This is a genomic window from Martinezella hainanensis (assembly GCF_900094555.1).
Classification (GTDB): Bacteria; Pseudomonadota; Alphaproteobacteria; order Rhizobiales; family Rhizobiaceae; genus Rhizobium; species Rhizobium hainanense.
Window position 1 is genome coordinate 439,146 of sequence record NZ_FMAC01000005.1, and the last position, 21,841, is coordinate 460,986.

The 21,841-nt window shown below is 60.3% G+C and carries 20 protein-coding genes; 3 read left to right on the forward strand and 17 right to left on the reverse strand.

Annotated features, from left to right (window positions below; translation table 11 throughout):
* Positions 1-7: 7 nt before the first annotated feature.
* The gene (locus GA0061100_RS18615) at positions 8-1,495 is read right to left on the reverse strand and encodes a carnitine 3-dehydrogenase (RefSeq protein WP_075854193.1); all 1,488 of its coding nucleotides are present in this window, start codon (positions 1,493-1,495) and stop codon (positions 8-10) included.
* Positions 1,496-1,502: 7 nt separating this feature from the next.
* Positions 1,503-2,405, reverse strand: coding sequence for a 3-dehydrocarnitine:acetyl-CoA trimethylamine transferase BcoG (bcoG, locus tag GA0061100_RS18620; RefSeq protein ID WP_015342966.1), 903 nt, complete (start codon positions 2,403-2,405; stop codon positions 1,503-1,505).
* A 106-nt stretch (positions 2,406-2,511) separates the two neighbouring features.
* Here bcoG and GA0061100_RS18625 point away from each other — a divergent pair, with 106 nt between their 5' ends.
* Positions 2,512-3,504 (forward strand): GlxA family transcriptional regulator, encoded by a 993-nt coding sequence (locus GA0061100_RS18625; protein WP_075854194.1) that lies wholly within the window; start codon positions 2,512-2,514, stop codon positions 3,502-3,504.
* Here the strand turns inward: GA0061100_RS18625 and GA0061100_RS18630 are convergent.
* Complete coding sequence (locus tag GA0061100_RS18630; RefSeq protein ID WP_075854195.1) at positions 3,479-4,354, reverse strand: LysR substrate-binding domain-containing protein; 876 nt, start codon at positions 4,352-4,354, stop codon at positions 3,479-3,481. The genes GA0061100_RS18625 and GA0061100_RS18630 overlap by 26 nt on opposite strands.
* A gap of 105 nt (positions 4,355-4,459) precedes the next feature.
* Between GA0061100_RS18630 and GA0061100_RS18635 the strand changes: the two genes are divergently transcribed.
* Together GA0061100_RS18635 and GA0061100_RS18640 are read left to right on the forward strand one after the other, a co-directional pair.
* Positions 4,460-5,368, forward strand: a complete 909-nt coding sequence (locus GA0061100_RS18635) for a DMT family transporter (protein ID WP_075854196.1) — start codon at positions 4,460-4,462, stop codon at positions 5,366-5,368.
* Positions 5,369-5,589: 221 nt separating this feature from the next.
* Positions 5,590-5,952: a hypothetical protein gene (locus GA0061100_RS18640; RefSeq protein ID WP_075854197.1), complete on the forward strand. Its 363-nt coding sequence runs from the start codon at positions 5,590-5,592 to the stop codon at positions 5,950-5,952.
* A gap of 31 nt (positions 5,953-5,983) precedes the next feature.
* Here the strand turns inward: GA0061100_RS18640 and GA0061100_RS18645 are convergent, their stop codons facing one another.
* The 14 genes from GA0061100_RS18645 to GA0061100_RS18710 all read right to left on the reverse strand — a co-directional run bounded on the left by GA0061100_RS18645 (position 5,984) and on the right by GA0061100_RS18710 (position 21,768).
* A complete protein-coding gene (locus GA0061100_RS18645; protein ID WP_075854198.1) occupies positions 5,984-7,048 on the reverse strand; it encodes an ABC transporter ATP-binding protein in 1,065 nt (354 codons plus the stop codon).
* Positions 7,049-7,071: 23 nt separating this feature from the next.
* Positions 7,072-8,586 (reverse strand): DUF5060 domain-containing protein, encoded by a 1,515-nt coding sequence (locus GA0061100_RS18650; protein WP_075854199.1) that lies wholly within the window; start codon positions 8,584-8,586, stop codon positions 7,072-7,074.
* A 38-nt stretch (positions 8,587-8,624) separates the two neighbouring features.
* Positions 8,625-9,512, reverse strand: a complete 888-nt coding sequence (locus GA0061100_RS18655) for a carbohydrate ABC transporter permease (RefSeq protein WP_075854200.1) — start codon at positions 9,510-9,512, stop codon at positions 8,625-8,627.
* Positions 9,509-10,408 (reverse strand): carbohydrate ABC transporter permease, encoded by a 900-nt coding sequence (locus GA0061100_RS18660; RefSeq protein ID WP_075854201.1) that lies wholly within the window; start codon positions 10,406-10,408, stop codon positions 9,509-9,511. The genes GA0061100_RS18655 and GA0061100_RS18660 overlap by 4 nt, the downstream gene beginning before the upstream one ends.
* 96 nt (positions 10,409-10,504) lie before the next feature.
* The gene (locus tag GA0061100_RS18665) at positions 10,505-11,758 is read right to left on the reverse strand and encodes an extracellular solute-binding protein (protein WP_075854202.1); all 1,254 of its coding nucleotides are present in this window, start codon (positions 11,756-11,758) and stop codon (positions 10,505-10,507) included.
* An 87-nt stretch (positions 11,759-11,845) separates the two neighbouring features.
* Positions 11,846-12,484, reverse strand: coding sequence for a dihydroxyacetone kinase subunit DhaL (gene dhaL / locus GA0061100_RS18670; protein WP_075854203.1), 639 nt, complete (start codon positions 12,482-12,484; stop codon positions 11,846-11,848).
* A complete protein-coding gene (locus GA0061100_RS18675; RefSeq protein ID WP_075854204.1) occupies positions 12,481-13,500 on the reverse strand; it encodes a dihydroxyacetone kinase subunit DhaK in 1,020 nt (339 codons plus the stop codon). The genes dhaL and GA0061100_RS18675 overlap by 4 nt, the downstream gene beginning before the upstream one ends.
* 59 nt (positions 13,501-13,559) lie before the next feature.
* Positions 13,560-15,440 carry a D-apionate lactonase gene (gene apnL, locus GA0061100_RS18680; RefSeq protein WP_075854205.1) on the reverse strand — a complete coding sequence of 627 codons (1,881 nt, stop codon included), beginning with the start codon at positions 15,438-15,440 and terminating at the stop codon, positions 13,560-13,562.
* On the reverse strand, positions 15,437-16,471 hold the full coding sequence (locus tag GA0061100_RS18685) for a Gfo/Idh/MocA family protein (RefSeq protein WP_075854206.1): 1,035 nt from the start codon (positions 16,469-16,471) through the stop codon (positions 15,437-15,439). Before GA0061100_RS18685 ends, apnL begins: the two co-directional genes overlap by 4 nt.
* Before the next feature lies 1 nt (position 16,472).
* The gene (locus tag GA0061100_RS18690; RefSeq protein WP_075854207.1) at positions 16,473-17,537 is read right to left on the reverse strand and encodes an ABC transporter permease; all 1,065 of its coding nucleotides are present in this window, start codon (positions 17,535-17,537) and stop codon (positions 16,473-16,475) included.
* Entirely contained in the window at positions 17,534-19,087 is a 1,554-nt protein-coding gene (locus GA0061100_RS18695; RefSeq protein ID WP_075854208.1) for a sugar ABC transporter ATP-binding protein, read from the reverse strand. Before GA0061100_RS18695 ends, GA0061100_RS18690 begins: the two co-directional genes overlap by 4 nt.
* Positions 19,084-19,728, reverse strand: a complete 645-nt coding sequence (locus GA0061100_RS18700; protein WP_075854209.1) for a DUF2291 family protein — start codon at positions 19,726-19,728, stop codon at positions 19,084-19,086. The genes GA0061100_RS18695 and GA0061100_RS18700 overlap by 4 nt, the downstream gene beginning before the upstream one ends.
* 190 nt (positions 19,729-19,918) lie before the next feature.
* The gene (locus GA0061100_RS18705) at positions 19,919-20,860 is read right to left on the reverse strand and encodes a D-ribose ABC transporter substrate-binding protein (RefSeq protein ID WP_075854210.1); all 942 of its coding nucleotides are present in this window, start codon (positions 20,858-20,860) and stop codon (positions 19,919-19,921) included.
* Positions 20,861-20,940: 80 nt separating this feature from the next.
* Complete coding sequence (locus tag GA0061100_RS18710) at positions 20,941-21,768, reverse strand: phosphogluconate dehydrogenase C-terminal domain-containing protein (protein WP_075854211.1); 828 nt, start codon at positions 21,766-21,768, stop codon at positions 20,941-20,943.
* Positions 21,769-21,841: the final 73 nt, after the last annotated feature.

Below are 21,841 nucleotides of genomic sequence, written 5' to 3' on the forward strand. Positions count from 1 at the left end.
CTTCCTCCTAGCGTTTTTGTCCCACATGACGGCCGGCTCCCTCCGGCATGGCCAAGGCTGCGTGCGCGGCGGCAATCGGCTCCAATTTGCTGAGCACCTCCTCCGGTGCGGCAGCGGCCTTGCCAGCCTTGGCATCCACATGCAGCAGCATCTGTTCCGCCGTGGCGATGATGTCGCCGCTCGCACTGTCGTGCAGCGCATGGAAGACATGCAGCCGCTTTTCGTCAGCCCCCACGATCTGGCAAGTCGAATGGATGGCTTGGCCGAGCCTGGCTTCGCCGATATGGCGGATATGGGTCTCCACCGTATAGTAACTGTGGCCGCGCTCGACATAGGCGAGATCGACGCCGATCAGGCGCAGCAGCGCATCCGACGTGTCGCCGAAGACCTGCAGATAGCGGTGTTCGGTCATATGGCCGTTATAGTCGACCCAGGCCGGGCTGACCTTGGTGTCGATCAGGCGCAGTGGTTTTGTAAGGTCCAGCGCCTGCTTCGCGCCGCCGCCGGCCCAAAGATGCTGCTCGAATTCCTTCAGCAGCTTGCCGGCGCCCCAGCCCTTGCCGCCATGGCTGCCTTTCAGGCTCTGAAGGATGCCGACGAGATTTTCGTCACGGATGCGTTCGAGTTCGCGGATCGAAAGGCCGTCGGCCTGTTCGTCTGACTGCTGGCCGATCTTTTCGACGAGGGCATCATCGAGATCGACGACATCCATCAGCTTCGTCCAGTTCCACTGCAATGCCGGGCCGAACTGCGCCAGGAAATGACGCATGCCCGCTTCGCCACCGGCGATGCGATAGGTCTGGAACAGGCCCATCTGCGCCCAGCGCAGGCCGAAGGAGTAGCGGATGACATCGTCCAACGTCTCGACGGTGCAGATATCATCCTTGATTAGCCACAGCGCCTCGCGCCAGAGCGCTTCCAGCAGGCGGTCGCCGACGAAAGCCTCGATTTCCTTGGCGATATGCACGCCCTTCATGCCGATGGGCGGCAGTCTTTTCATAGCAGCCTGGATGGTGGCGGCGCTGGTTTTTTCGCCGCCGACGATTTCCACGAGCGGCAGCAGATAGACCGGATTATAGGGGTGGGCGACGAAGAGGCGCTCGGGGTGACGCATGTCGCGTTGCAGGTCCGTCGGCAACAGGCCCGACGTGGACGAGCCGATCAGCGCATCGGACCTTGCGGCGGCATCGATCTGCGTCAATACCTTGCGCTTGAGATCGAGCCGTTCGGGTACACTCTCCTGGATCCAATCGGCACCATCGACTGCCGCTTCCAGCGTATCCCTGAATGTGAGCCTGCCGCGCGGCGGAAGCGGTGCGCCGGTCAGCATCGCATAGGCCTTTTCGGCATTGGCCAGAACTTCGCCGACGATGCGGGTTGCCTCCGGATGCGGATCGTAGACATCGACATCGATGCCCGCGAGCAGGAAACGGGCGATCCATCCGCCGCCGATGACGCCGCCGCCGATGCAGGCCGCCTTGTTGATCTTGGTCATCGGGGCCTCAGCGCTTCGTCAGTTTCAGCTTCTTGCGGACATCTTCGGGGCCGATGATGCGCGCGCCCATGCCCTCGACCACCTGCACCGCCTTTTCGACAAGCTGCGCATTGGTCGCGAGCATGCCCTTGCCGGCATAGAGATTGTCTTCCAACCCGACGCGGACATTGCCGCCGGCAAGGATCGCGGCCGCCGGATAGGCCATGGCATTGCGACCGATGGAAAAGGCCGAGAAGGTCCAGCTTTTGGGAACGTTGTTGACCATCGCCATAAAGGTGTTGAGGTCATCGGGCGCCCCCCAGGGGATGCCCATGCAGAGCTGGATGAGGACCGGATCCTCGATCAAGCCCTCCTCGGCAAGCTGCTTGGCAAACCAGAGATGACCGGTATCGAAGGCCTCGATCTCGGGACGAACGCCGAGATCGGTCATCTTCTTCGCCATGGCCCTGAGCATCGAGGGCGTGTTGGTCATGACGTAGTCGCCAAGATTGAAGTTCATCGTGCCGCAATCGAGCGTGCAGATTTCGGGTAGGCACTCGGCAACGTGACTGACGCGCTCGGTGGCGCCTGCCATATCGGTGCCCTTGGCATTCAGCGGAAGAGGGCTCTCGACATCGCCGAAAATCAGGTCGCCGCCCATGCCGGCGGTCAGGTTCAGCACGACATCGATATCGGCAGAACGAATGCGGTCGGTGACTTCCCTGTAAAGTTCGTTGCGGCGGCTGGCAGCGCCCGTTTCCGGATCGCGGACATGGCAGTGAACCACTGCCGCCCCAGCCTTGGCGGCGTCGATCGCGGAGTCGGCGATCTGCTTGGGAGTGATCGGAACATGGCTGGATTTGGAAACCGTGTCGCCGGCGCCGGTGACGGCACAGGTGATGAAGACATCGCGATTCATCGCAAGAGGCATTTTTGTTCTCCCTCGTATTGAAGACATTACGAGCCATGAGACATCTTCATGCTTTGCATTATCGGAACTATTCGATACAGTTTCGGAATGATCGAGGGAATGCGCAATGCTGACATCAGCCAATGAGACGCTCGACATCGACCTCCTGATCCTTCCGGAGACGAACCTGATCTTGATCGCTTCGGTGATTGAACCCTTGCGTGGGGCCAATCGCATTTCCGGAGCGGAGCTTTATCGCTGGCGCCTTTTCACGCCGGATGGTGCTCCAGCAGAAACGACGAGCCTCATCCCGGTGCCAGCATCCTCCAGCTTCCGACCGACATCCGACACGACGCCGCTTTTCGTGCTGGCGAGCTACAATTGGCGGCGCAGCGCGACGCAGGCGTTGAAGATGCAGTTGTCGCAAACGGCCCGCCATCGCTCGATGGTCGCCGGCATTGAGTCCGGCACCTGGCTGCTTGCCGAGGCGAGCCTGCTCGATAATGTCTCTGCTGCCGTCCATTGGGAAGACTATGACGATTTTGCGCTGGCCTATCCGCAGGTCCGCGCCGTTAAGGACCGCTACGTCATCGACGGCAAGCGGATTACCACAGCGGGATCGTTGCCGACGGTCGATCTGATGCTGGAGATCATCCGGCGGCGGCAGGGCTATTCGCTGGCGCTCGAAGTCAGCCGCCTGTTCATCTACGAGCCGGCAAGCACGCAAAGCGCAGGGGAGCTTTCGCCATCGACGGCCGGCCTGCGCATGCGCGATCCGCGCGTGGCCCAGGCCATCCGCCTGATGGAGGATCATATCGAGCAGCCACTGGTGCTTACGCGTCTTGCCCGTCGCATTGGCGTCAGTGCCCGTCATCTCCAGGCACTCTTTCAGGAGAGCATCGGCGCGCCGCCGCATGTGCACTATCTGGCGCTCAGGCTGAATGCGGCCCGACGGAAGGTCATCGAGACGAAAGCCTCTTTTGCCGAGATTGCCGACGCAACCGGCTTCAACTCGGCATCGGCCTTTTCCCGCAGCTATCGTGCCAGCTTTTCCGAAAGCCCGTCCGGTACGCGCCGCAGGCTGCGTCGGCGCTCTATGGCTGCAGCAGAGCCGACATAGGCTGGAAGGCCTCGCGTACCATTTCCGCCAATTCGCGGATCGCCTCGCTCGAATGATAGGGGTTGCGGCGAAGCACGACGCGTGAGGAATCGACCGGCGGGAAACCGTCGTCGCCTGTTAGCTCCCGGCAGCCATGCGGAATGTTGCTGCGTGACAGCGTCGTCACGGCGAGCCCGGCGGAAACGGCGTTTTTCAAACCCGAACTCGTATCGGCGATGAAGGCGATACGATAACGCCGCCCGATTTGCTCCAATGATTTCAGCGCAAAATCGCGGCACCATGTCGAATCCCGATAAACGGCGATGGGCAGAGGTGTCGCCTCATGCACACGATGCACCAACGATGTCACCCAGACCGTTGGATCGATACAGAGAACTTCGCCTTTGCTTTGGTTGTTCCAGTCGAAGACGACGGCCAGGTCCAGTTCATCTTTTTCCAGCGCTGCCAGATTATGCGCCGTGTAGTCGCAGGAGACAGTGACTTCGACGGCCGGATGCCTGATGGCAAAGGCCGCCAAGGCGGCGGGAAGAATGGTCTGGCTGTATTCCTCGGGAATGCCGATCCGGACCGGTCCGTCCAGCGGCTTCGTGCGGATATTCGCGGCCGCCTCGTTCAGAAGCTCGATCACGCGCTGTGCATAGGGAAGCAATTGAGTGCCGGCGCGGGTCAGGACGGCCCCGCGGGCGCTTCTTTCGAAGAGCGTTTCGCCGATCGTGTCCTCGAGCCGCTTGATCTGGGCGCTGACGGCCGATTGGGTGCGGCCGATCCTTTGAGCGGCCGTGGAAAAATTGGATGTCTCGGTGATGACGAGAAAGGTCCGCAGCAGGTCGCTTTCGATCGGTTCGCGCATGGCAGGCCACAAATATTTCTGATAGCTACTATCTCTACTATTCGTTTGCCTGATGTCAAATATCGGCGCACACAGGGGACGTTCCTTCGTTCCTCGAGTCCATACATGACATTCCAGTTTCCCGCCCGCTCCGCTTTTGCCAGCGACTATGAGAGGGGCGTTATACTTGTGGCGACAGCAATGCTTGCGTGGAGCTGCAGCGGCATCTACGCGCGCCTTCTGACCACGGACATATGGACGGCGATCGCCTGGCGGTCGCTGTTCGGCGGCCTCTTCCTGCTGATTCCAAGCTTTTTCCTCGAAGGCGGATTTTCACGGCGGCAATGGGCATCGATCTTTCATCCTGCCGGGCTGGCGATGCTGGCCTGCCAGACCATCAGCCAGGCGTGCTTCATCGGCGCGCTTTATACGACCACGGTCGCAAACGTGACCATGATCTATGCGACGGCGCCGTTCATCGCCGCCTTCCTCAGCTGGACCATGCTGAAGGAACGGGTGGCGAAGCGGACCTTGATTGCCGGCGGCATCTGCCTCATCGGCGTTGCGGTCATCGTTGCCTCTTCGATCGGCGGCGGTACGGGTGTCGGCGATCTGCTGGCGCTCGGCATGACGGTCACTTTCGCCCTCATCATCGTCATCCCGCGCATGGACCCCAGTATCCCGATCCTGCCGTCGAGTGTCGTCAGCGGGCTTTTGACATTCGTCGTCTTCGTCCCCTTTGCATCGACGAGCTCGGTGGACATTCAAAACTGGCTGCTGTTGGCGGCTTTCGGCGCGACGAATTTTGCGCTCGCCTTCGTCCTTTTCCTCTTCGGTTCGAGAAAAATGCCGGCCGCCGATGCGGCCCTCATCAGTTCGATGGAGATCGTCTTGACGCCGTTCTGGGTCTGGCTGTTCTTCTCGGAGATGCCGCCGGTTGCCACTTTTATCGGTGGAGCGATTATCTTCGCGACCATCGTCTGGCACACGGCCATCGATCTCAGACATAGCCGCCGGCGTCGTGCGCTGGCCTAGTGGGCGATAGCCATCAGCATCGCCTCGGCGGATTCGTAAGGATTTATAATGAATATATTTATCAATATCTTGAGGTGATATTCTCTAGTAATTGATAGAATGCTTAGCTTCGACGCGGTCGTCGGAGTTGTCATCGTTCTGAAACAAAATGTAACAACTCATAACACCCTGTCACGCCCGAATCGGTATATTCCGCTCGTGTTCGAACGAGAGGTCACTTGATGCAGGCTAACCATGTACCGTCCCCCTCACAGGCCGATGTGCTGATCTGTCTCGATAACCAGCAAGTTGCGTCCCGCATCGGCTCGGTTTTGATGGAGCAGGGATTGTCGGTGACCGCCATACCGGCGACGGGCATTCGGGAATGGTTCGAACCGAACGGCTGCAAGCTTGTCGTCACGCATACGGCGATGATCGGGGACGTGCGCACACGATTGAACCTGCCGATCGTCAATCTTGAAGCGTTCATCTTCGATCGCCCGGACCATGTGGCCGAGGGCGCTGCACGTCAATTCGATGGCGAGGCGTTCATCAAGCGGGTATTTTCCGTTATGAGCGGCACTCAAAAGCGCGCTGCCGAGTAATCCGGGCCAGCCAGCGCGCTTCGGCTATCCTCTACAGCCGTTGCTGGCTAGCCTTGTCGAAGAAATGCAGGTTCGGGGTCTTCAGGGAGAGCTGTATCTTCTGGCCAGGCGTCAGTTCTGCCCGTTCTCTCATCACCCAAGTCAATTCCTTGCCCTCCAGCTCAAGCGCAACATGCGTTTCCGAGCCTGTGGGTTCGACGACCGTAACGGTTGCGGTCACACTGCCTTCGGAGCCGAAGGAAAGATCTTCCGGGCGTATACCCAGAACAACCTCCCGGCCATCCGACTGAGCCGGAGCGCTGGCGAGTTCGATGCCGGTGCCGGTCGGCAGCACCAAAGCGGGCGAGGCGCCGCCGGTGATCCTGCCTTCTAGAAAATTCATCGCCGGCGAGCCGAGGAAGCCGGCGACAAAGACATTTTTCGGACGATCGTAAAGCTCGAGCGGGGAGCCCACCTGCTCAACCTTACCGCCCTGTAGAACGACGATCTTGTCAGCCATGGTCATCGCCTCGATCTGATCGTGGGTCACGTAAACGATCGTCGTCTTCAGTCGCTGGTGCAGCGCCTTGATTTCGGCACGCATCTTCACGCGCAGCTTTGCGTCGAGATTGGAAAGCGGTTCGTCGAACAGGAAGACCTTGGGGTCACGCACGATGGCGCGGCCCATTGCGACGCGTTGGCGTTGCCCGCCGGAAAGCTGGGCGGGTTTGCGATCCAGCAACGGCTGCAGGCCCAGTATCTTTGCGGCTTCGCCGACCTTCTCGTCGATTTCGGCACGCTTCGCGCCGGCAAGCTGCAGCGCAAAGCCCATATTCTGCGCCACAGTCATCTGCGGATAGAGCGCATAGTTCTGGAAGACCATGGCGATGTCGCGATCCTTCGGCGGCAGGTCGTTGACGACCCGGCCGCCGATCGAGATTTGTCCGCCGGTGATATCCTCAAGCCCCGCAATCATGCGCAGCAGCGTGGACTTGCCGCAGCCGGAGGGGCCAACGAGAATGACGAACTCACCGTCAGAGATATCGACATCGACGCCATGGATGATGTTTACCGCGCCGTAGGATTTCCTGACGTTCTTGATGGTCAATCCGGACATGACATTCTTCCCTTCTGGATCGATCAATGCTTCTTGCGGATGCGGAGCGCCTGGTATGGCTTGCCCGGCAGTTCCACGCCAAAGGCGGCATCTGCCTTGCCGCCGCGAACGATCGCGCCATGGCGCGTCGGATGCGGGATCGGTGCTTCCACCTTTTTGGCGGGCGTGATCGTCATATTCCATGTGTCGATGACGTCGACGTCATAGTCGGTCCCGTCCTTCGGCAGGCCGGTGGACCAGATGACGGGCTGATGTTCGCCGAGATAAATGTAACGGAGCTCGCCGTCACGCGCGCCGGAAACGCGCGTCCATGGCCATTCCCCGAACGAGGCCATCGGTTCGAGGCCATTGACGACATCCTGCTCCAACAGATCGCGCAGGAAGCCGATGCGCTTCCAGGCTTCGCCGCGCAGTTCGCCGCCCTTCGCCCACCAGATCAGATCTTCCGGATGCGAATAGGTTTCGCCATGACCGGCATAGCCACCGCGCATAACCGTGATCCAGAAGCGATGCACCAGCTCCTCAGCCGTCAAGTTGCCCCAGGACTGGATGATGTTGCCCTCATATTCCGGCTCGTCGTTGACGACAGGCTTGCCATAGGCCTCCCGCCATTCCTGCGTGCGCTTTACATCCCAGTTCTGGATGCAGGTATGGGTGACCCAGGGCTTGCGATGATCGAAGTTCATCGTCGGTTCGCCGTTATGGATCGACTTCAGATGGCCGTAGGGATCGTTCTCTTCGAGAATGTGGAAATAGCGGTCCCATTGCTGCAGCGGCTTGGTGTCGAGGAGGAAGTCATACTCGTTGGCAAGCGCCCACCAGACGTTGCGATAGGCGGCAAGGCGTGCTGCGAGATAGGCGACGTAGCGGAAATCCTGCTCGGCCGACATGTCGGCATAACCCCAGCGGTCATAAGGGTGGAACATGATAATATCCGCTTCGATGCCGAGCTCGCAAAGGGCTGCGACCTGGCTCTCGAAATGACGGAAGAGGACGGGGTTCGGACGATCGAAATCTTCCTTGCCGTCAGCGCCCTTTTCGAAGCAGGCGTAAAGCGGCTCGTTGACGTTATAAGGATAGTCCTTCGGGAAAACGCCCATGCGGATCTTGTTGAAACGTGATTTTTTCAGCGTCTCCAGCGTCTGGGACTGCATTTCGAGCGGCTGATGCGTCCAGGCATAGCAGGTGGTGCCGAACGACAGGAAGGGCTTGCCGTCGGCATAGGCGAAATGGAACTTGTTGCGGACGTGTACGGGGCCGTGGTTGCCCTCGGACGGCTTGGTCGCGACGAAGGAGCCAGTCTTGCCATCCAGTTCCGATGTCTTCGACCGTGTGCGGAAGGACCAATCACCTTCATTGTCCGGCATGAAGCGCACGCGGTAGACGCCATCGCCGTCATAGAAACCGGGCACGCGGATCTCGCGGCTGTTCTGGCTGAAAACGGCATCGAACTCCACATCGAGATAGGGGTTGCCGCCGGAAGGACCGTTGAAGGCCGCTTCGAAGACTCCCCATTTTTCGACGGACGCGTTGGACATGATGTTCTCCTCGGAAGATGTATGGATGGTGCGACCGCTCAGCCCTTCACCGCGCCGGAGGTGAGGCCGGAGACGAAGTAGCGCTGGAAGATCAGATAAACGATGGTGGCCGGCAGGACCGTCATGACGATCGCCGCATTCAATTGGCCGTAATCATTGGAAAACTGGCCTTGGAAGGACATGAGGCCAAGCGGCAACGTCCACATATGCTGATCCTGCAAGAGCACGAGCGCCATGGCGAATTCATTCCATGTCGAGACGAAATCGAGGATCAGCAGTGCTGCGAGCACCGGCAGGCAGACTGGAAGGAAAATCCGGCGGAAGATGGTGAAATGGCTTGCGCCGTCGATCAGCGCGGCTTCCGACAATTCCTTCGGAATGCCTTTGAAGAAGCCGTGCAGGATAAAGACCTGATAGGGCACGCCGAAGGCTATATAGGGCAGGATAACGCCCGGATAGGTGTCGATCAGCCCGAGCAAATTGACCAGCGTGAACAGCGGGGCCAGCATGACCTGAAACGGGATCATCGTGCCGAAGACGATGGCGAGCAGCAATAGCTTGCTGAACCGCATGCGGATCTTGGCAAGCGCATAGGCGGCCATCGCCGAGAGGATGAGCCCGAGCGGCACCTTGATCACGGTGATAATAGTGCTGTTCAGGAAGGCATTGGCGAAATTGCCGCGGCCCCAGGCGCTTGAATAATTCTCAAAGGCTGGATCGAGCGGCGGCATGAAGGCGCCGGTGGAAGTCACATCGGCCTGCGTCTTCAGCGAGGTAAAGACGATGAAGACGAAAGGCGCAAGCCAGATCGCCGCGACCACGAGCAACGCGATCCACAGGCCAATCAGCACCGGGTCCCGCTTGCGCTTGGCGGGCGCGATGGTCTCGAAATCGTCCGATATGGATGTGGCCGATGCTGCCGTCATTGTTCGGCCTCCTCATGCTTTTGCGTCCAGCGCAGGTAGGGGATGACGATGGCGATGGTGATGAGCAGCAGAACGACCGAGATTGCAGCGCCGCGGCCGAAATCGAAGATCTGCATGGCCTGGGTGAAGGCCCAGAGCGCCAGCATCTGCGTCGATTGCGCCGGTCCGCCGCCGGTCAGGCCGTAGACGATGTCGAAGGCCTTCAGCGAGGAGATGACCGAGAGCACCAGCACGATGGTCAGCGTCGTGCGCAACGCGGGCAGGGTCACGTAGCGGAAGATGTTCCAGCGCCCGGCGCCGTCGATGCGGGCGGCTTCGACCAGCGTCTGCGAGACATTCTGCAGGCCCGCAAGAAACAGGACCATGGAGAAGCCGACGGATTGCCAGAGGAAGGCGACGAAGACGGAGTAGAGCGCGATATCCTTGTCGCCGAGCCAGTCCTGAATCCAGTCCTGCAGACCCATGGAGGTCAAAATTTCGGTGAAGAGACCGAAGAAGGGATCGTACATCCACTTCCACATCGTCGCGACCGCGATCGGGGCGATGATGACCGGGAGGTAGAAGATGGCGCGGAAGGTATTGCGGGCGAAAAGCTTCTGATTGAGGCTCAGCGCCAGCAGCAGGCCGACCATGGGCGGAAAGATCACGCACATGATGGTCCAGATCACCGTGTTGCGGAAGGCAACCCAGAAAACCGGGTCCTGGGTGAAGATATACTGGTAGTTTGCCAGGCCAACGAAGGGACGCTGCGGATCGAGGCCGTTCCACTTCTGGAAGCTCAGCACCACCACGTTCAGCATCGGATAAAGCGCAAAAATCGCGTAGATCAGCATGGCCGGTGCAAGCAGGATCGCTGCTTGGACGCGGGGATCATGTGTTCGATTGCGGAATGACATTTCTGATTGCTCCCGGCGGCAACTGACGCGTGGGCATGAAGTTGAGGGAAGCCGTGCGTCGCGATTGACAATCGGACGGCGGCCTCCCTCGATCGATCAGGTGCGACCAGCGATGAAGGTCTGCAGCTGCTTGGCGGCATCGGCCGGCTGGATGTTGCCGGAGGCGACGTCGTTGATCACCCGGAAGTATTCGGTGGTGACATCGAGCGGAAATGCCTGGTCGCCGTTCATGTAGACCTTGCTATAGGCCTTGAAGATATCGAGCCATTTCGCCTCTAGCGGCTTCTGGTCGGTGTACTGGACATTCTTGTTGACCGAGATCGAGCTGATCTGTCCGACCAGATCCTGTTGCACCTTGGTCGACAGGAAATAGTCGAGGAATTTGGCGGCAAGATCCGGGTTTTTGCTCTTGGTGCTGATGTAGTTGTACTCGGCAAAACCATAGAGGCGGTTGGTGTTCGTCGGGAACGGCACGACGCCGTAATCGTCGAGGTTGACCTTGCTGCCGCTCAGCTGGCTGACCAGCCAGTCGCCTTCGAGCATCATCGCGGCGCGGCCGGCAACGAACAACGTATAGGACTGCTGGTTGCTGATCCCCATGAAGGGCTTCAGCGTGTAATCCTTCGTCCACTTGGCAAATTCGGTAAAGGCTTCTGTGGCGCAGGGCTCCTTCGTCCAGTCGGACTTCATGGCCATCAGCGCGTCATGCTTGTCGGCGCCGCATTTGGTTTCCAAGAGCACGTCCATCAGGCGCATGACGTGCCAGTTGACCGAGCCGCCGAAGGTGAAGGCGGGGATTCCCGCTGCCTTGAGTTTGTCCGCTGCCGCCAGCAATTCCTCGTAGGTCTTCGGCTCCTGAGTGATGCCGGCCTTCTGGAAAAGCTTCTTGTTGTAGTAGATCGCCTCGCCCTTGAAGGTGAAGGGGACGCCGTGCTTGCCGCCCGGGTAGAGATCGGCAAAGGCGGCGGCCGAGGGAAGCAGTTCGTCGTTCCACTTGTACTGGGTGTAGTATTTGTCGAGCGGCAGCGAGAGACCTGCCTTCACGTATTCGCCGCCGAGGCCAAGCCCGGCCCAGCTGAAATAGATGTCCGGCCCCTTGCTGGAGCCAGCGGCTACGCGGAGTGCGGTCTTGTGTTCGTCAACGCCGCGCTGGACGATTTCGACATGGGTGCCGGGATTGGCGGCCTCGAAGTCTTTTGCCACCTTCTTCAATGCGCCGTTTGCCGCGCCATTGTCGAAGTTTAGCGTCCACAGCGTCAGGTCTTCCGCGGCAACATTGGTTGCCGAAAAAGCCGCCGCTGCCATCGCAGCGGCGCCGAACCAACGCGCATATTTCGAGCTGATAGCCATCTCCCGTCCTCCTCTGAGCAAAGCTGAGGGCGGTTTTGACAAATCGTCGTCAACATGTCAACTGGTATGATGAGCTTATCAGCAGTATCACAGGAAGTGATCGCGAAAACAGGCCATGACGACGACGGCCGACGCCGCTCCGGGGTCCATGTGTCCCAAGGCTCGATCACCGAGGCGCGATGACCGGCCTTTCGCCGCGATCATGCTTTTGGTGGCTTCCGCACCCGCTTCACCGGCTTTGAAGGCGGCGGCCAAACAGTCGGCAAGTGAAAGTCCTTGATCCCGGGCGGCTCGGCAGGCTGCGGCGGCGGGTGCCCAGGCATCGACCATGGTCTTTTCGCCAACCTCTGCCTTGCCTCGATCCTGAATACCTCTCGCAAAGGCCGAAAATACCTCGACCATATCGTCATCGCTCAACGAAGATTTTCCCTTGGCGACGGCACCCGCACGCATGAGCGCCGTCGCATAAAGCGGTCCGGATGAGGCGCCGACCGCGTTGAGGAAGGATTTCGCGGCCGTATTGAAGACCAGTGTCGGGTCGGATGCCGATGAATCCAGCTCCGAAACCGCCTTCGCGGCAGCTGTAAAGCCAAGCTCCATGGCGATGCCATGATCGGCATCGCCGATCACGCCGTCCAGCTCGCAGAGGCGATCTTTCTCGCGGGCCATTGCGTCGGCGAGCCGCACGAAAAGCAACTTCAGTTCTTCCGTTCCGATCGTGGTCATGCCAAGCCCTCGCCGGAGCGGAACATGGCGCAATCGCAGGGATGATCGATCAACCGCTGCAGTTCGTCGTCGAGATGCATGAGCGTGACCGAAGCGCCGGCCATTTCCAGCGATGTGCAGTAGTTGCCGACCAGCGACAGGTGGATAACGAGGCCGGCGTCGTCGAGCATTGTCTTGAGCTTGCGCATCATGATGTAGAGTTCCATGAGGGGCGTCGAGCCCAGCGAATTGACCAGCACGGCGACGCGATCACCGCGGGCCGGCTTCATCTCCTCCAGGATCTTGCTGACGAGCTCGCTCGTCACCTCGTCCGCCGATCGCATCGGCCCGCGGGCGACGCCGGGCTCGCCATGGATGCCCATGCCGATTTCCATTTCATCGGCGCCGATCTCGAAGTTCGGCTTGCGTGTCTGCGGCAGCGAGCAGGGCGAAAGCGCTACACCCATCGTATAGGTGCGTTCATTGGCAAAGCGCGCCACCCGTTCAACATCGTCGAAACCATACATGAGATCACAGGCAGCACCTGCGGCCTTGAAAATGAAGACGTTGCCGGCAACGCCACGACGGCGCTCTTTCTGATCGATGGACGCAGAGGCGATATCGTCCGTGGTCAGCACGGTACGCACCTCAATATCGTCCATGGCAAGCATTTCCGCAGCCATGTCGAAATTCATGACGTCGCCGGCATAGTTGCCGTACATGAACAGCACACCGGCACCGCCATCGACGGCCTTGGCGCATTCGATGATCGGATCGGGCGGCGGCGAGGCGAAGACATTGCCGATGGCGGCGGCATCGGCCAGCCCCTTGCCGACAAAGCCGAGAAATGTCGGCTCGTGCCCGGACCCGCCGCCGATGACCAGACCGACCTTGCCGGCCCGTGGACCATGGTTCGCCACGATCGAACGCGGCGATCCGTCGACTGCACGCAGATGGCGCGGATGAGCTGCCAAAATGCCGGCCAGCATCTCATCGACGGCGGCGGCGCCTTCGTTGATCAATTTTTTCGTCTTCACGCCGATACTCCCAAATCATTGCGATTGTTGGGACTAACTTGCGCGTCTGCGAATGAAGGTCAATCCATCAACGTTGCGGAAGCAGTGCCATAGGCATCAAGCGTGAGCCTCGTATTTCCGGGCTGCTCGAGCAGACGGAATCTTCCCAGCTGGATCTGCTGCGAGGCGGATGTGATGTTGACCAAGTGAAGCTGTCGAGCCTTTCCAGACTGCACCGTTATGAAGGCGAGCACGGCGGTCTGATCGGACGACAGGCACTCCTGCCACCGGCTGCCGGCGAGGCGGGACAAGGTGGAGACGACGTTAAAAAGCGGTCGCGTGGTTCCCGTTGCCGATGGCTCCTCTTCTCCGGCGATCAGGCCGAAAGGCCCGGTCAGTGCCGAAAGCGTCAGGCACTCCAATCCGGCATCGAGGACGCGGGCGGCATAGCCAAACGCAAAGGCCTCGCCGAAGCGGGCATTGTGCCGCGGATCGGTGTTGGCCATGGCAATGCGCGCACCATGAGGATTGTCCATGGTCCGGCTGCCATAGGGGTTCTGCCGCATCGGTATGGTCGAGGGGCCGATACGATAAGGCTTGTCACCGTAGATGGCGCGCACCGAGCGCGTGATGAAGGGCAATGCTTCCAGGGTCTGCATGACGCTGAGATCGTCCGCCGCATGTACGATCGGATTGGTGCAATGGGTGACGAAGCCGAGCGTATCGGCGGGTACTCGTTTGCGATTGAGTTCGGTAAAATAGCTCAGCATGCCGCCGCCGAGACGAATGTCGGGGAAGGCGGCGTGAGCGGCGGCATAAACCTCTTCAAGGGGCGGGCATTCTGGCCATTTGCTGCCCGGGGGCGTCGACTGCCGATCGACCGAAGGCGATATGACGATAGCGTCGGGTTTGAAGCCGGCGTCTCGCATCAAGGCCGCTATTTGCTGTGCTTCGGCAAGCGGAGCAAGGCGGCAGGGCAATGCGATTTCCAGAGTCGACCGCCCGGAATGAAGCGCTGCAATGGCAGCGAAGGATTTGAGGGCGCCAATCCCGTGACCGGCATCAGGATCGAAGTGGAAGAGCAATTCCTGCGGCGCGATTTCGCGCAGCCGACTACGCGCGGCGAGCGTGGCCTCGGCTTCTTCGGGCGTCATGACGAGCCCGATCGCAGGCATGGTGCCGGAGGCTTCTCCCAGGCTCAACTTAATCGGGCGCCTATCCGCGACCATCGCAGGCGCAGAGGTAGCGCGCCGCATATCGCCTATTGAAAGAACGATCCTTTGCCGCATGGGCTCGCCAGCCGGAATTTGATAGGGCCAGGGCAGGGCAAGCGGGCGAACATAGGTCTTGTAGGAGGCATCCGACCAGTTGCGCTGGTCTTCCATTTCGAATGTGTCGCCCTCCATGCGGCACTCGGCCGTGACGTTCGACGTTACGCTATGCGTAATCGCCCGCATGTCCTTGAAGGGCTGCCATGGTTCGATCAGGTCGGGAAAATGAGTGCTCTTACGGCTGCCATCGACATGCTCGACCGATACAGGCATGCCGGCAACGCCGACGATCGGATGCAGGATGCAGAAGCCGCAGCGGTTGGTTTCGAAGCCGGTAGCCGAAAGCGCTTCAGCTTCGAAACTCAGCGCTTCGCCCGCCTCTGCCGCGATCCGCACGTCAATTGCGAGCTCGGTATTTCGAGGTCCGGCGCAGCGTGCGATGTAACTGACCAAAAAACCATCGTCACGCTGAGCGATCCGCAGATCTTCGATAGAAGGCGCATAGGTGCCCCAATCGCGATCGCGAACCAGATAGGAAACGGCCCGCAAGACTTCGGTGCCGTCATAGCAAATCGACCGCAGATTGCCGTCCTTGAAGTCGGCGGTAAGCCCGCCAGCGGTCAACCGCACGGGCGGTGTTTCTCTCTCTCGTGTGCCATAGAGCTCGAATGGGTCGCTCCCGGTCGTCATCGCAACATGGCTCCGATGTCAACCGAGCGCAGGCTCGCCGCACTCTCATAGGCGGCCTCGACAAGCGCCAGAGTCTTGAGATTGTCAGCGCCTGACGTGGAGGTTTCGCCGCCATTGGCGAGGCGGTCGGTCCAATGCTGCTGGATCGCCAGGACGCTCTCTTGAATATTGTGCCAGGGGCGCGAGGCCCAGGACAGAAGCTGGGGTGAAGCATCGGATATGGTCACGCCGTCGGGACCGCTGACCTCGAGGCGATATCCCTGCGACAGCCGAATACTACCCTTCGTGCCGTCGAGTTCTATCAGAGTCTCGGGGAAAGGCTCCGTCGCAAGCTTGGAGGCGTAGCTGACGTCGACAATCGACGTCGCGCCGCTCTCATGGTCGAGCAGGATGGTGGCGACATCCTCGCCCTTGATCTTCGGATTGACCCGCTTGGTGCGGGCCGTCAGCGAAGCGACATCACCGAGGATGAAGCGGGCGATGTCGAGCGTATGAATGCCGAGATCCTCGATGATGAACCGTTCGCCTTCGGCCAGGTAAGGCTGGCCGGAAAACACATCGTAGCCGGAGCGGAAGGAGAAACGTCCCCAGAAGGGCTCACCGATCGCGCCCGACTGCAGAACAGTCTTGACGGCCTGAATGGGTGTCTGCCAGCGGAAGTTCTCATGCACCATCAGCGGCACGCCGGCCGTAGCACAGGCTGCAACCATTGCCTTGGCGTCGCTCAATGTTTTCGCGAACGGCTTCTGGCAGATCGCCGGGATCCTGTGGGATGCAGCCATCTCCACCAGGGCGCGATGGCTTGCGACCGTCGTTGCGATATCGACGAAGTCAAAGCCGCCATCGGCAAACATCGCGGCGGCATCTGCATAGCGACGCTCAATGCCGAACTGATCGCCGACGAGCTTCAGCCGTTCCGGGTCACGGTCGCAGATCGCAACGATACGAGCGCCTTCGACGTCCTGCCACGCGTGCATCTGATTGATTGCGAAGAAGCCGCAACCGATCAATGCGCCCTTGAGTTCTGCCATTTCAGCCTGCCTTTGCCATTTGCATGAGAGTTACGCGCTGCTGGAGGCGCCGTTGCGCCTGATCCACGACGACAGCGATGATGATGACACATCCCTTGATCACCATCTGCCAGAAGGATGAGACGCCCATCATCACAAGGCCGTCCGAAAGGATGCCGATGACGAAGGCGCCGATGATCGTGCCGCCTATAGTGCCGCGGCCGCCCGACATGGAGGTGCCGCCGAGCACGGCTGCCGCGATCGCGTTCAGCTCGAAGCTTTCGCCGGTCGCCGGATGCGCCGCCATCAGCTCCGACGATATGACGATGCCGACGATGGCAGCGCAGAGCCCTGAGAACATGTAGACGAAGATCTTGACCACATCGACACGGATGCCGGACATGCGCGCGGCGCGCTCATTGCCGCCGACGGCGAAGATGTGCCGGCCGATCGGCGTCGAGCGGGCGACATAGGCGGCGAGCAGCGCCAGCACGATCAGTATCCAGATGGAAACGGGCAGACCAAGCATGCGGCCGGCGCCGAAGACGTCGAAGCCGGTCGTATCGTATTCCGGCCGTCCCACGAGGTTCGGGAAGGTCTGGCCATCGGAAGAGAGGAGCGCGAGGCCGCGGGCGATATAGAGCGTTCCGAGCGTGGCGATGAAGGGCGCAACGTTGAGCTTGGTAATGAGCAGCCCGTTGATGAGCCCGATCGATAGCCCGACGGCGAGCGTGATGAGAATGATCTCGTAGATGTTGAAGTAGACGGTATATCCGATCGGCAGTTCGACGCCGTTCAGGATGAGGGCGCCCGCCACCATGCCGCACAGGCCGACGATCGAGCCGACCGAAAGGTCAATGCCGCCGGTTACGATCACGAAGGTCATGCCCATGGCGAGGAAGGCGTTAAGCGCGACATGCTTCGACATCAGGATGATGTTGGCGGTCGAAGTAAAGTTCGGTGCGAAGATCGCAAAGAAGATGACGACGGCAAACAGCGCGATGAAGGTCCTGAGCTTCATCAGCGTCAGGAGAACGGAACCGTTCGAGCGATTGGTCGCAAAGGTAGAGGACGTATCTGCGGTCATGACGCGAGTTTCCCTGTATGTCCGTGTCCCTTGGCGGATGCCGCGATGATGGCTTCTTCCGTCGCTTCGCTTCTGTCGAGAACGGTCACGAGTTTGCCGTTGCTGAGCACTGCGATGCGGTCTGAAAGTGCCATGACCTCTTCAAGGTCCGAGGTTGAAAACAAGATTGCCAGGCCTTTGCCGGCGAGCCTGCGCATGGTGCGGAAGACGTCGGCCTTGGCGCCGACATCGATGCCGCGGCTCGGCTCGTCCATCAAAAGCACCTTCGGGTCGGTCATCAGAGCCTTGCCGATGACGACCTTCTGCTGGTTGCCGCCGGACATGGAGGTGACCTCGAAATCCGGATTGGGCGCCTTGATCGAAAGATCGCGGATCATGTCGCGAATGGCGTTCTTTTCGGCGCCTGGATCGATATGGAAAAACAGTCGAGCGAAGCGACCGAGGCTCGCAAGCGTCAAATTGCTGGCGATGGACAGGACCTGCACCAATCCCTCGCGCTGACGGTCCTCCGGGATCAGTGCAAGACCCTGCCGGATCCGTCTGGTGGTATCGCGTGCGCGCACTTCCACGCCATCGATGTAGATCCGTCCGGTCGAATGCATGTGCCGGCCCATCACGCATTCGAAGAATTCGCTGCGTCCGGCACCCATCAGGCCGTAGATGCCGAGGATTTCGCCGGCACGCACCGACAGCGAGACATGGTCGACGGCAAGGCCGCCCGTGCGTCGCGGCAGGCTGATCTCCTCGGCACGGAAGGCTTCCTTGCCGATCGCATGGCCGCCGTCCTTGGCGAAGTCCTTCGCGTCGGATCCGATCATCGAGCGGACGATCCATTTCGTGTCGATATCGCGAACCATGGCCTGGCCGGTGATCTGCCCGTCGCGCAGCACGGTGATGTAATCGCCGATCCGCATCAGCTCTTCCAGCCGATGCGAAATATAGACGATCGCAACGCCCTGAGCCTTCAGTTCTGCGATGACCTTGAACAGAATGTCGACTTCCGCCGCAGATAGCGCCGATGTCGGCTCGTCCATGATCAGGATACGGGCATTAAGCGAGATGGCCTTGGCGATCTCGACAAGCTGCTGCTGCCCGATCGGCAGGTCCTCCACCATGGTCTCGGCGCCTATGCCGGCATCGAGCCGGTCGAGAAACTCGTTGGCCCTTGCGATTTGCGCCTTGTGATCGATACCGAAGATGCCGCGGGTGATTTCGCGCGTGGCAAAGATGTTCTCGGCCACCGTCATGTTGGCGAAGAGATTGAGTTCCTGGAAGATCATGCCGATCCCGCGAGCCTGCGCGTCGGCCGGGCTGCTGAAGGAGACTTCCTCGCCCTCGAGCAGGATGCGGCCCGAGGTCGGCCGTTCGACGCCGGCGATGATCTTCATCAGGGTAGACTTGCCGGCGCCGTTTTCGCCGACGAGCACATTGACCGCGCCGCGATGCAGCTCCAGGTTGGCGTGCTTGACGGCGACGATGCCGGAATAGACCTTGGAAACGTCCTCCAGGCGCAGGATGATGTCGTTGCTTGGCGTTTCGCTCATGGTCATTGCCCCAGGGTCAAGGCCGAAGGGGTGATCAGGGGAAGCTGGCCGGATGCGGGCAGCGGAAACGCGCCGGTCACCGTGATCGTCTTTCCGGTCAGCCCATCCCGGGGCAGGGCGGCCAGAAAGGATGAGTTTGCCTTCTCATTGAAGGCCTTGCCGAACTGAGCCCATTCGATCTGGTTCCTGAATTCGTTGAAATCCAGGAAGTCCAGCGCGTCGCGCAGCGCCGTGCCACGGATTGCCGGGCCAATCTGCACCTTCGCGTCCGCCTTGCCGTCGCCATCCACATCGACATCGAGGGTTCCGGCGCGCGAGGCGGTGTCGGCTGCGACGATCTTGCCGTTCAGCTTGACGGCATAAGTCCAGGGCGATGAGGCCTGTTTTCGCGGATTTCCATATTTGGCGCCGGCTTCGTCCGGATTTGCGGCTATGGCCTGCAATACCGTCTTGATATCGCCCGCGCGTTTATCAATGGCGGGCAGTACCTGGGACTGCCAGATCGCGTCGACCTTGGTTGCAGGGTCGAAGGCGCTCTTTGCCGCCTCCGCCGCCTTTTCCTCGGGCGTCGGTGTCTTGATAATCTTGCAGCCGGGCAATGCCGCGGCCAAAACAAGGGCCACGAGCGCGCCTCTGGTCCTCAACATGCAATGCACCTCGATCTCGCAGGAAAGACATCGGGAGAGCGCGGTTCTTCCGCGCCCTCCAGCTCGGAGCGTGATGCCGAAAAGTGTAGGCGGTTTTCGGACGACATCACGCTCTACTTCTTTGATGCTAGAGCGGATTCAGATTTTAGGTCGAACAGACCTAAAATCATCCGGCTCTAGTGGTCCGCCATCAGTTCTTCAGTGCGAAGGTCTCAAGCTTGTCGGCGTTGTCGGCATTGATGAGGACGCAATCCATCAATTGCTTCTCATCCTTCGGCGCCGTCTTGTTCTTGATGTAAGCATCGGCCTGTTCGACCGCCTTCTGCGCCTGGGCATAGGCTGGCTGCATGACAGTCGCCTTGATGCCGCCGGCCTTGATGGAGTCGCGCACATCGTTGGAACCGTCGAAGCCGACGACGATCACATCCTTGCGGCCGGCGGCCTGCAGGGCGGCGATCGCGCCCATCGCCATGGTGTCGTTGCCCGAAATTACGCCCTTGATGTCAGGATTTGCCTGAAGGATGGTTTCCATCTTGGCGTAGGCTTCGGTCTGGCTCCAGTTTGCCGACTGCTTGGCGACCAGCTTCAAGTCCGGATAGTCGTCGATGACGTCGTGATAGCCCTGCGAGCGGATGCCGGCATTGGTGTCGGCTTCCCGGCCGACGAGTTCGGCATAATTGCCTTTCTCGCCCATCAGCTTGACGAATTCCTGCGCACCGAGCTGCGCGCCCTGATAGTTGTTGGAAACGATCTGGGCGACGGCGATGCCGGTGACGTTGATTTCGCGGTCGATGAGGAAGGAGGGGATGCCCGCATCCTTGGCCTTCTTCAGAGCGGCGACCGTTGCATCCGCACCGGCATTGTCAAGGATGATGGCCTTGGCACCGCGTCCGATGGCTGTGTCGATGACTTCCGATTGCTTGTTGGCATCGTCGTCATGCGTCATGACGAGCGTCTCGTAACCCAGTTCCTTCGCCTTTGCCTCGGCGCCGACGGCCTCTGCCTTGAAGAATGGATTGTCGAAAGCCGGCGTGATGATGGCGATCAGGTCGGCCGCGAAGGCCGGCATCGCCGTTCCCAGAGTAAGCGCACCGGCAAACGCTGCAAGTGTCAGTCTGCGTGTCAGTTTCATGGTCTCCTCCCAGTTATGAAACAGGCCCTGTTCCCGGCAGGGCAGTAAGGGGAGGGTGACGCCCTCCCCGGGGACGTCGATCAGGTGATGCGACGGATGCTTTCTGCGATCTCCTGCGGCTCGAAGACCTTCTTCCAGTCGTCGCGCATCAGGGCAGGAATGCCGAATTCGATTGCCTTGTTGCAGGCATCCGAGAATACGCCATCGACTTCCTTGAAGATGACGGCGCCGAGCACGTTCATGTGGCCCAGCAGGAAGTCGCGGGCGGCTTCTGCCGGAACGCCGCGGGCAACGCATTCATCCATGGCCTGACGCATGATGACGAGCAGCGAGGCGCAGACGGTTTCGGAAAGGCCCGGCTCCAGCATCGCCATCTGCTCGACGGTGACGCGGTGCGAGCGCATGACGGGCGCCCAGATGACCTTGGCGATTTCCTCGCCGAGAGCATAGGCGCTTTCCGGGCCTTGCATCAGTGCCGAGACGATATGCTGCTTGGCAAAGAGGCCGCCGAAATGGTCCTTCTTGGCCTGCATGTCGGTCTCGTCGTTGAAGATCGGCGGATGGCAGGGGTGGGTGACGAAATAGGTGAGGTCTTCACGGTGCGGCAGATGGCCGGCGAAGGGGGCGGCGGCGTCGAGAGCGACGACCATCGTGCCGGGCTTCAGCTTGTCGACGATGCCGGCGGCAACCTTGCCGATCGCGGTGTCCGGCACAGCAAGGATAACCACGTCTGCGCCATCGAGCGCGGCGTCGGCAGGTACGCAATCGACGGAAAGATCATTCTTCAGGCGAGCCTTGCCGGCGTCGCTGACCTCGACATGGCGCACATCGAAGCGCGAGCCTTTCAGGTTCTTGGCGAGCCGGTAGCCCATTTTGCCGCCGGCGCCGAAAAGAGCAATTGCAGTCATGTTAGTACCTCGTTCACTTTCAGAGTGTGGTATCGCAAGTGGTATAATGAGTCAATGAGCATGCCATTGGTTC

Excerpts from the sequence above, each read along its gene's own strand:
- GA0061100_RS18705 (WP_075854210.1), bottom strand. The coding sequence starts at position 20,860 with ATGAAACTGACACGCAGACTGACACTTGCAGCGTTTGCCGGTGCGCTT.
- GA0061100_RS18625 (WP_075854194.1), top strand. The coding sequence starts at position 2,512 with ATGCTGACATCAGCCAATGAGACGCTCGACATCGACCTCCTGATCCTT.
- GA0061100_RS18640 (WP_075854197.1), top strand. The coding sequence starts at position 5,590 with ATGCAGGCTAACCATGTACCGTCCCCCTCACAGGCCGATGTGCTGATC.
- bcoG (WP_015342966.1), bottom strand. The coding sequence starts at position 2,405 with ATGCCTCTTGCGATGAATCGCGATGTCTTCATCACCTGTGCCGTCACC.
- GA0061100_RS18650 (WP_075854199.1), bottom strand. The coding sequence starts at position 8,586 with ATGTCCAACGCGTCCGTCGAAAAATGGGGAGTCTTCGAAGCGGCCTTC.
- dhaL (WP_075854203.1), bottom strand. The coding sequence starts at position 12,484 with ATGACCACGATCGGAACGGAAGAACTGAAGTTGCTTTTCGTGCGGCTC.
- GA0061100_RS18645 (WP_075854198.1), bottom strand. The coding sequence starts at position 7,048 with ATGTCCGGATTGACCATCAAGAACGTCAGGAAATCCTACGGCGCGGTA.
- GA0061100_RS18635 (WP_075854196.1), top strand. The coding sequence starts at position 4,460 with ATGACATTCCAGTTTCCCGCCCGCTCCGCTTTTGCCAGCGACTATGAG.
- GA0061100_RS18695 (WP_075854208.1), bottom strand. The coding sequence starts at position 19,087 with ATGACCATGAGCGAAACGCCAAGCAACGACATCATCCTGCGCCTGGAG.
- GA0061100_RS18665 (WP_075854202.1), bottom strand. The coding sequence starts at position 11,758 with ATGGCTATCAGCTCGAAATATGCGCGTTGGTTCGGCGCCGCTGCGATG.
- apnL (WP_075854205.1), bottom strand. The coding sequence starts at position 15,440 with ATGACGACCGGGAGCGACCCATTCGAGCTCTATGGCACACGAGAGAGA.
- GA0061100_RS18630 (WP_075854195.1), bottom strand. The coding sequence starts at position 4,354 with ATGCGCGAACCGATCGAAAGCGACCTGCTGCGGACCTTTCTCGTCATC.
- GA0061100_RS18710 (WP_075854211.1), bottom strand. The coding sequence starts at position 21,768 with ATGACTGCAATTGCTCTTTTCGGCGCCGGCGGCAAAATGGGCTACCGG.
- GA0061100_RS18615 (WP_075854193.1), bottom strand. The coding sequence starts at position 1,495 with ATGACCAAGATCAACAAGGCGGCCTGCATCGGCGGCGGCGTCATCGGC.
- GA0061100_RS18685 (WP_075854206.1), bottom strand. The coding sequence starts at position 16,471 with ATGGCAGAACTCAAGGGCGCATTGATCGGTTGCGGCTTCTTCGCAATC.
- GA0061100_RS18660 (WP_075854201.1), bottom strand. The coding sequence starts at position 10,408 with ATGTCATTCCGCAATCGAACACATGATCCCCGCGTCCAAGCAGCGATC.
- GA0061100_RS18690 (WP_075854207.1), bottom strand. The coding sequence starts at position 17,537 with ATGACCGCAGATACGTCCTCTACCTTTGCGACCAATCGCTCGAACGGT.
- GA0061100_RS18655 (WP_075854200.1), bottom strand. The coding sequence starts at position 9,512 with ATGACGGCAGCATCGGCCACATCCATATCGGACGATTTCGAGACCATC.
- GA0061100_RS18700 (WP_075854209.1), bottom strand. The coding sequence starts at position 19,728 with ATGTTGAGGACCAGAGGCGCGCTCGTGGCCCTTGTTTTGGCCGCGGCA.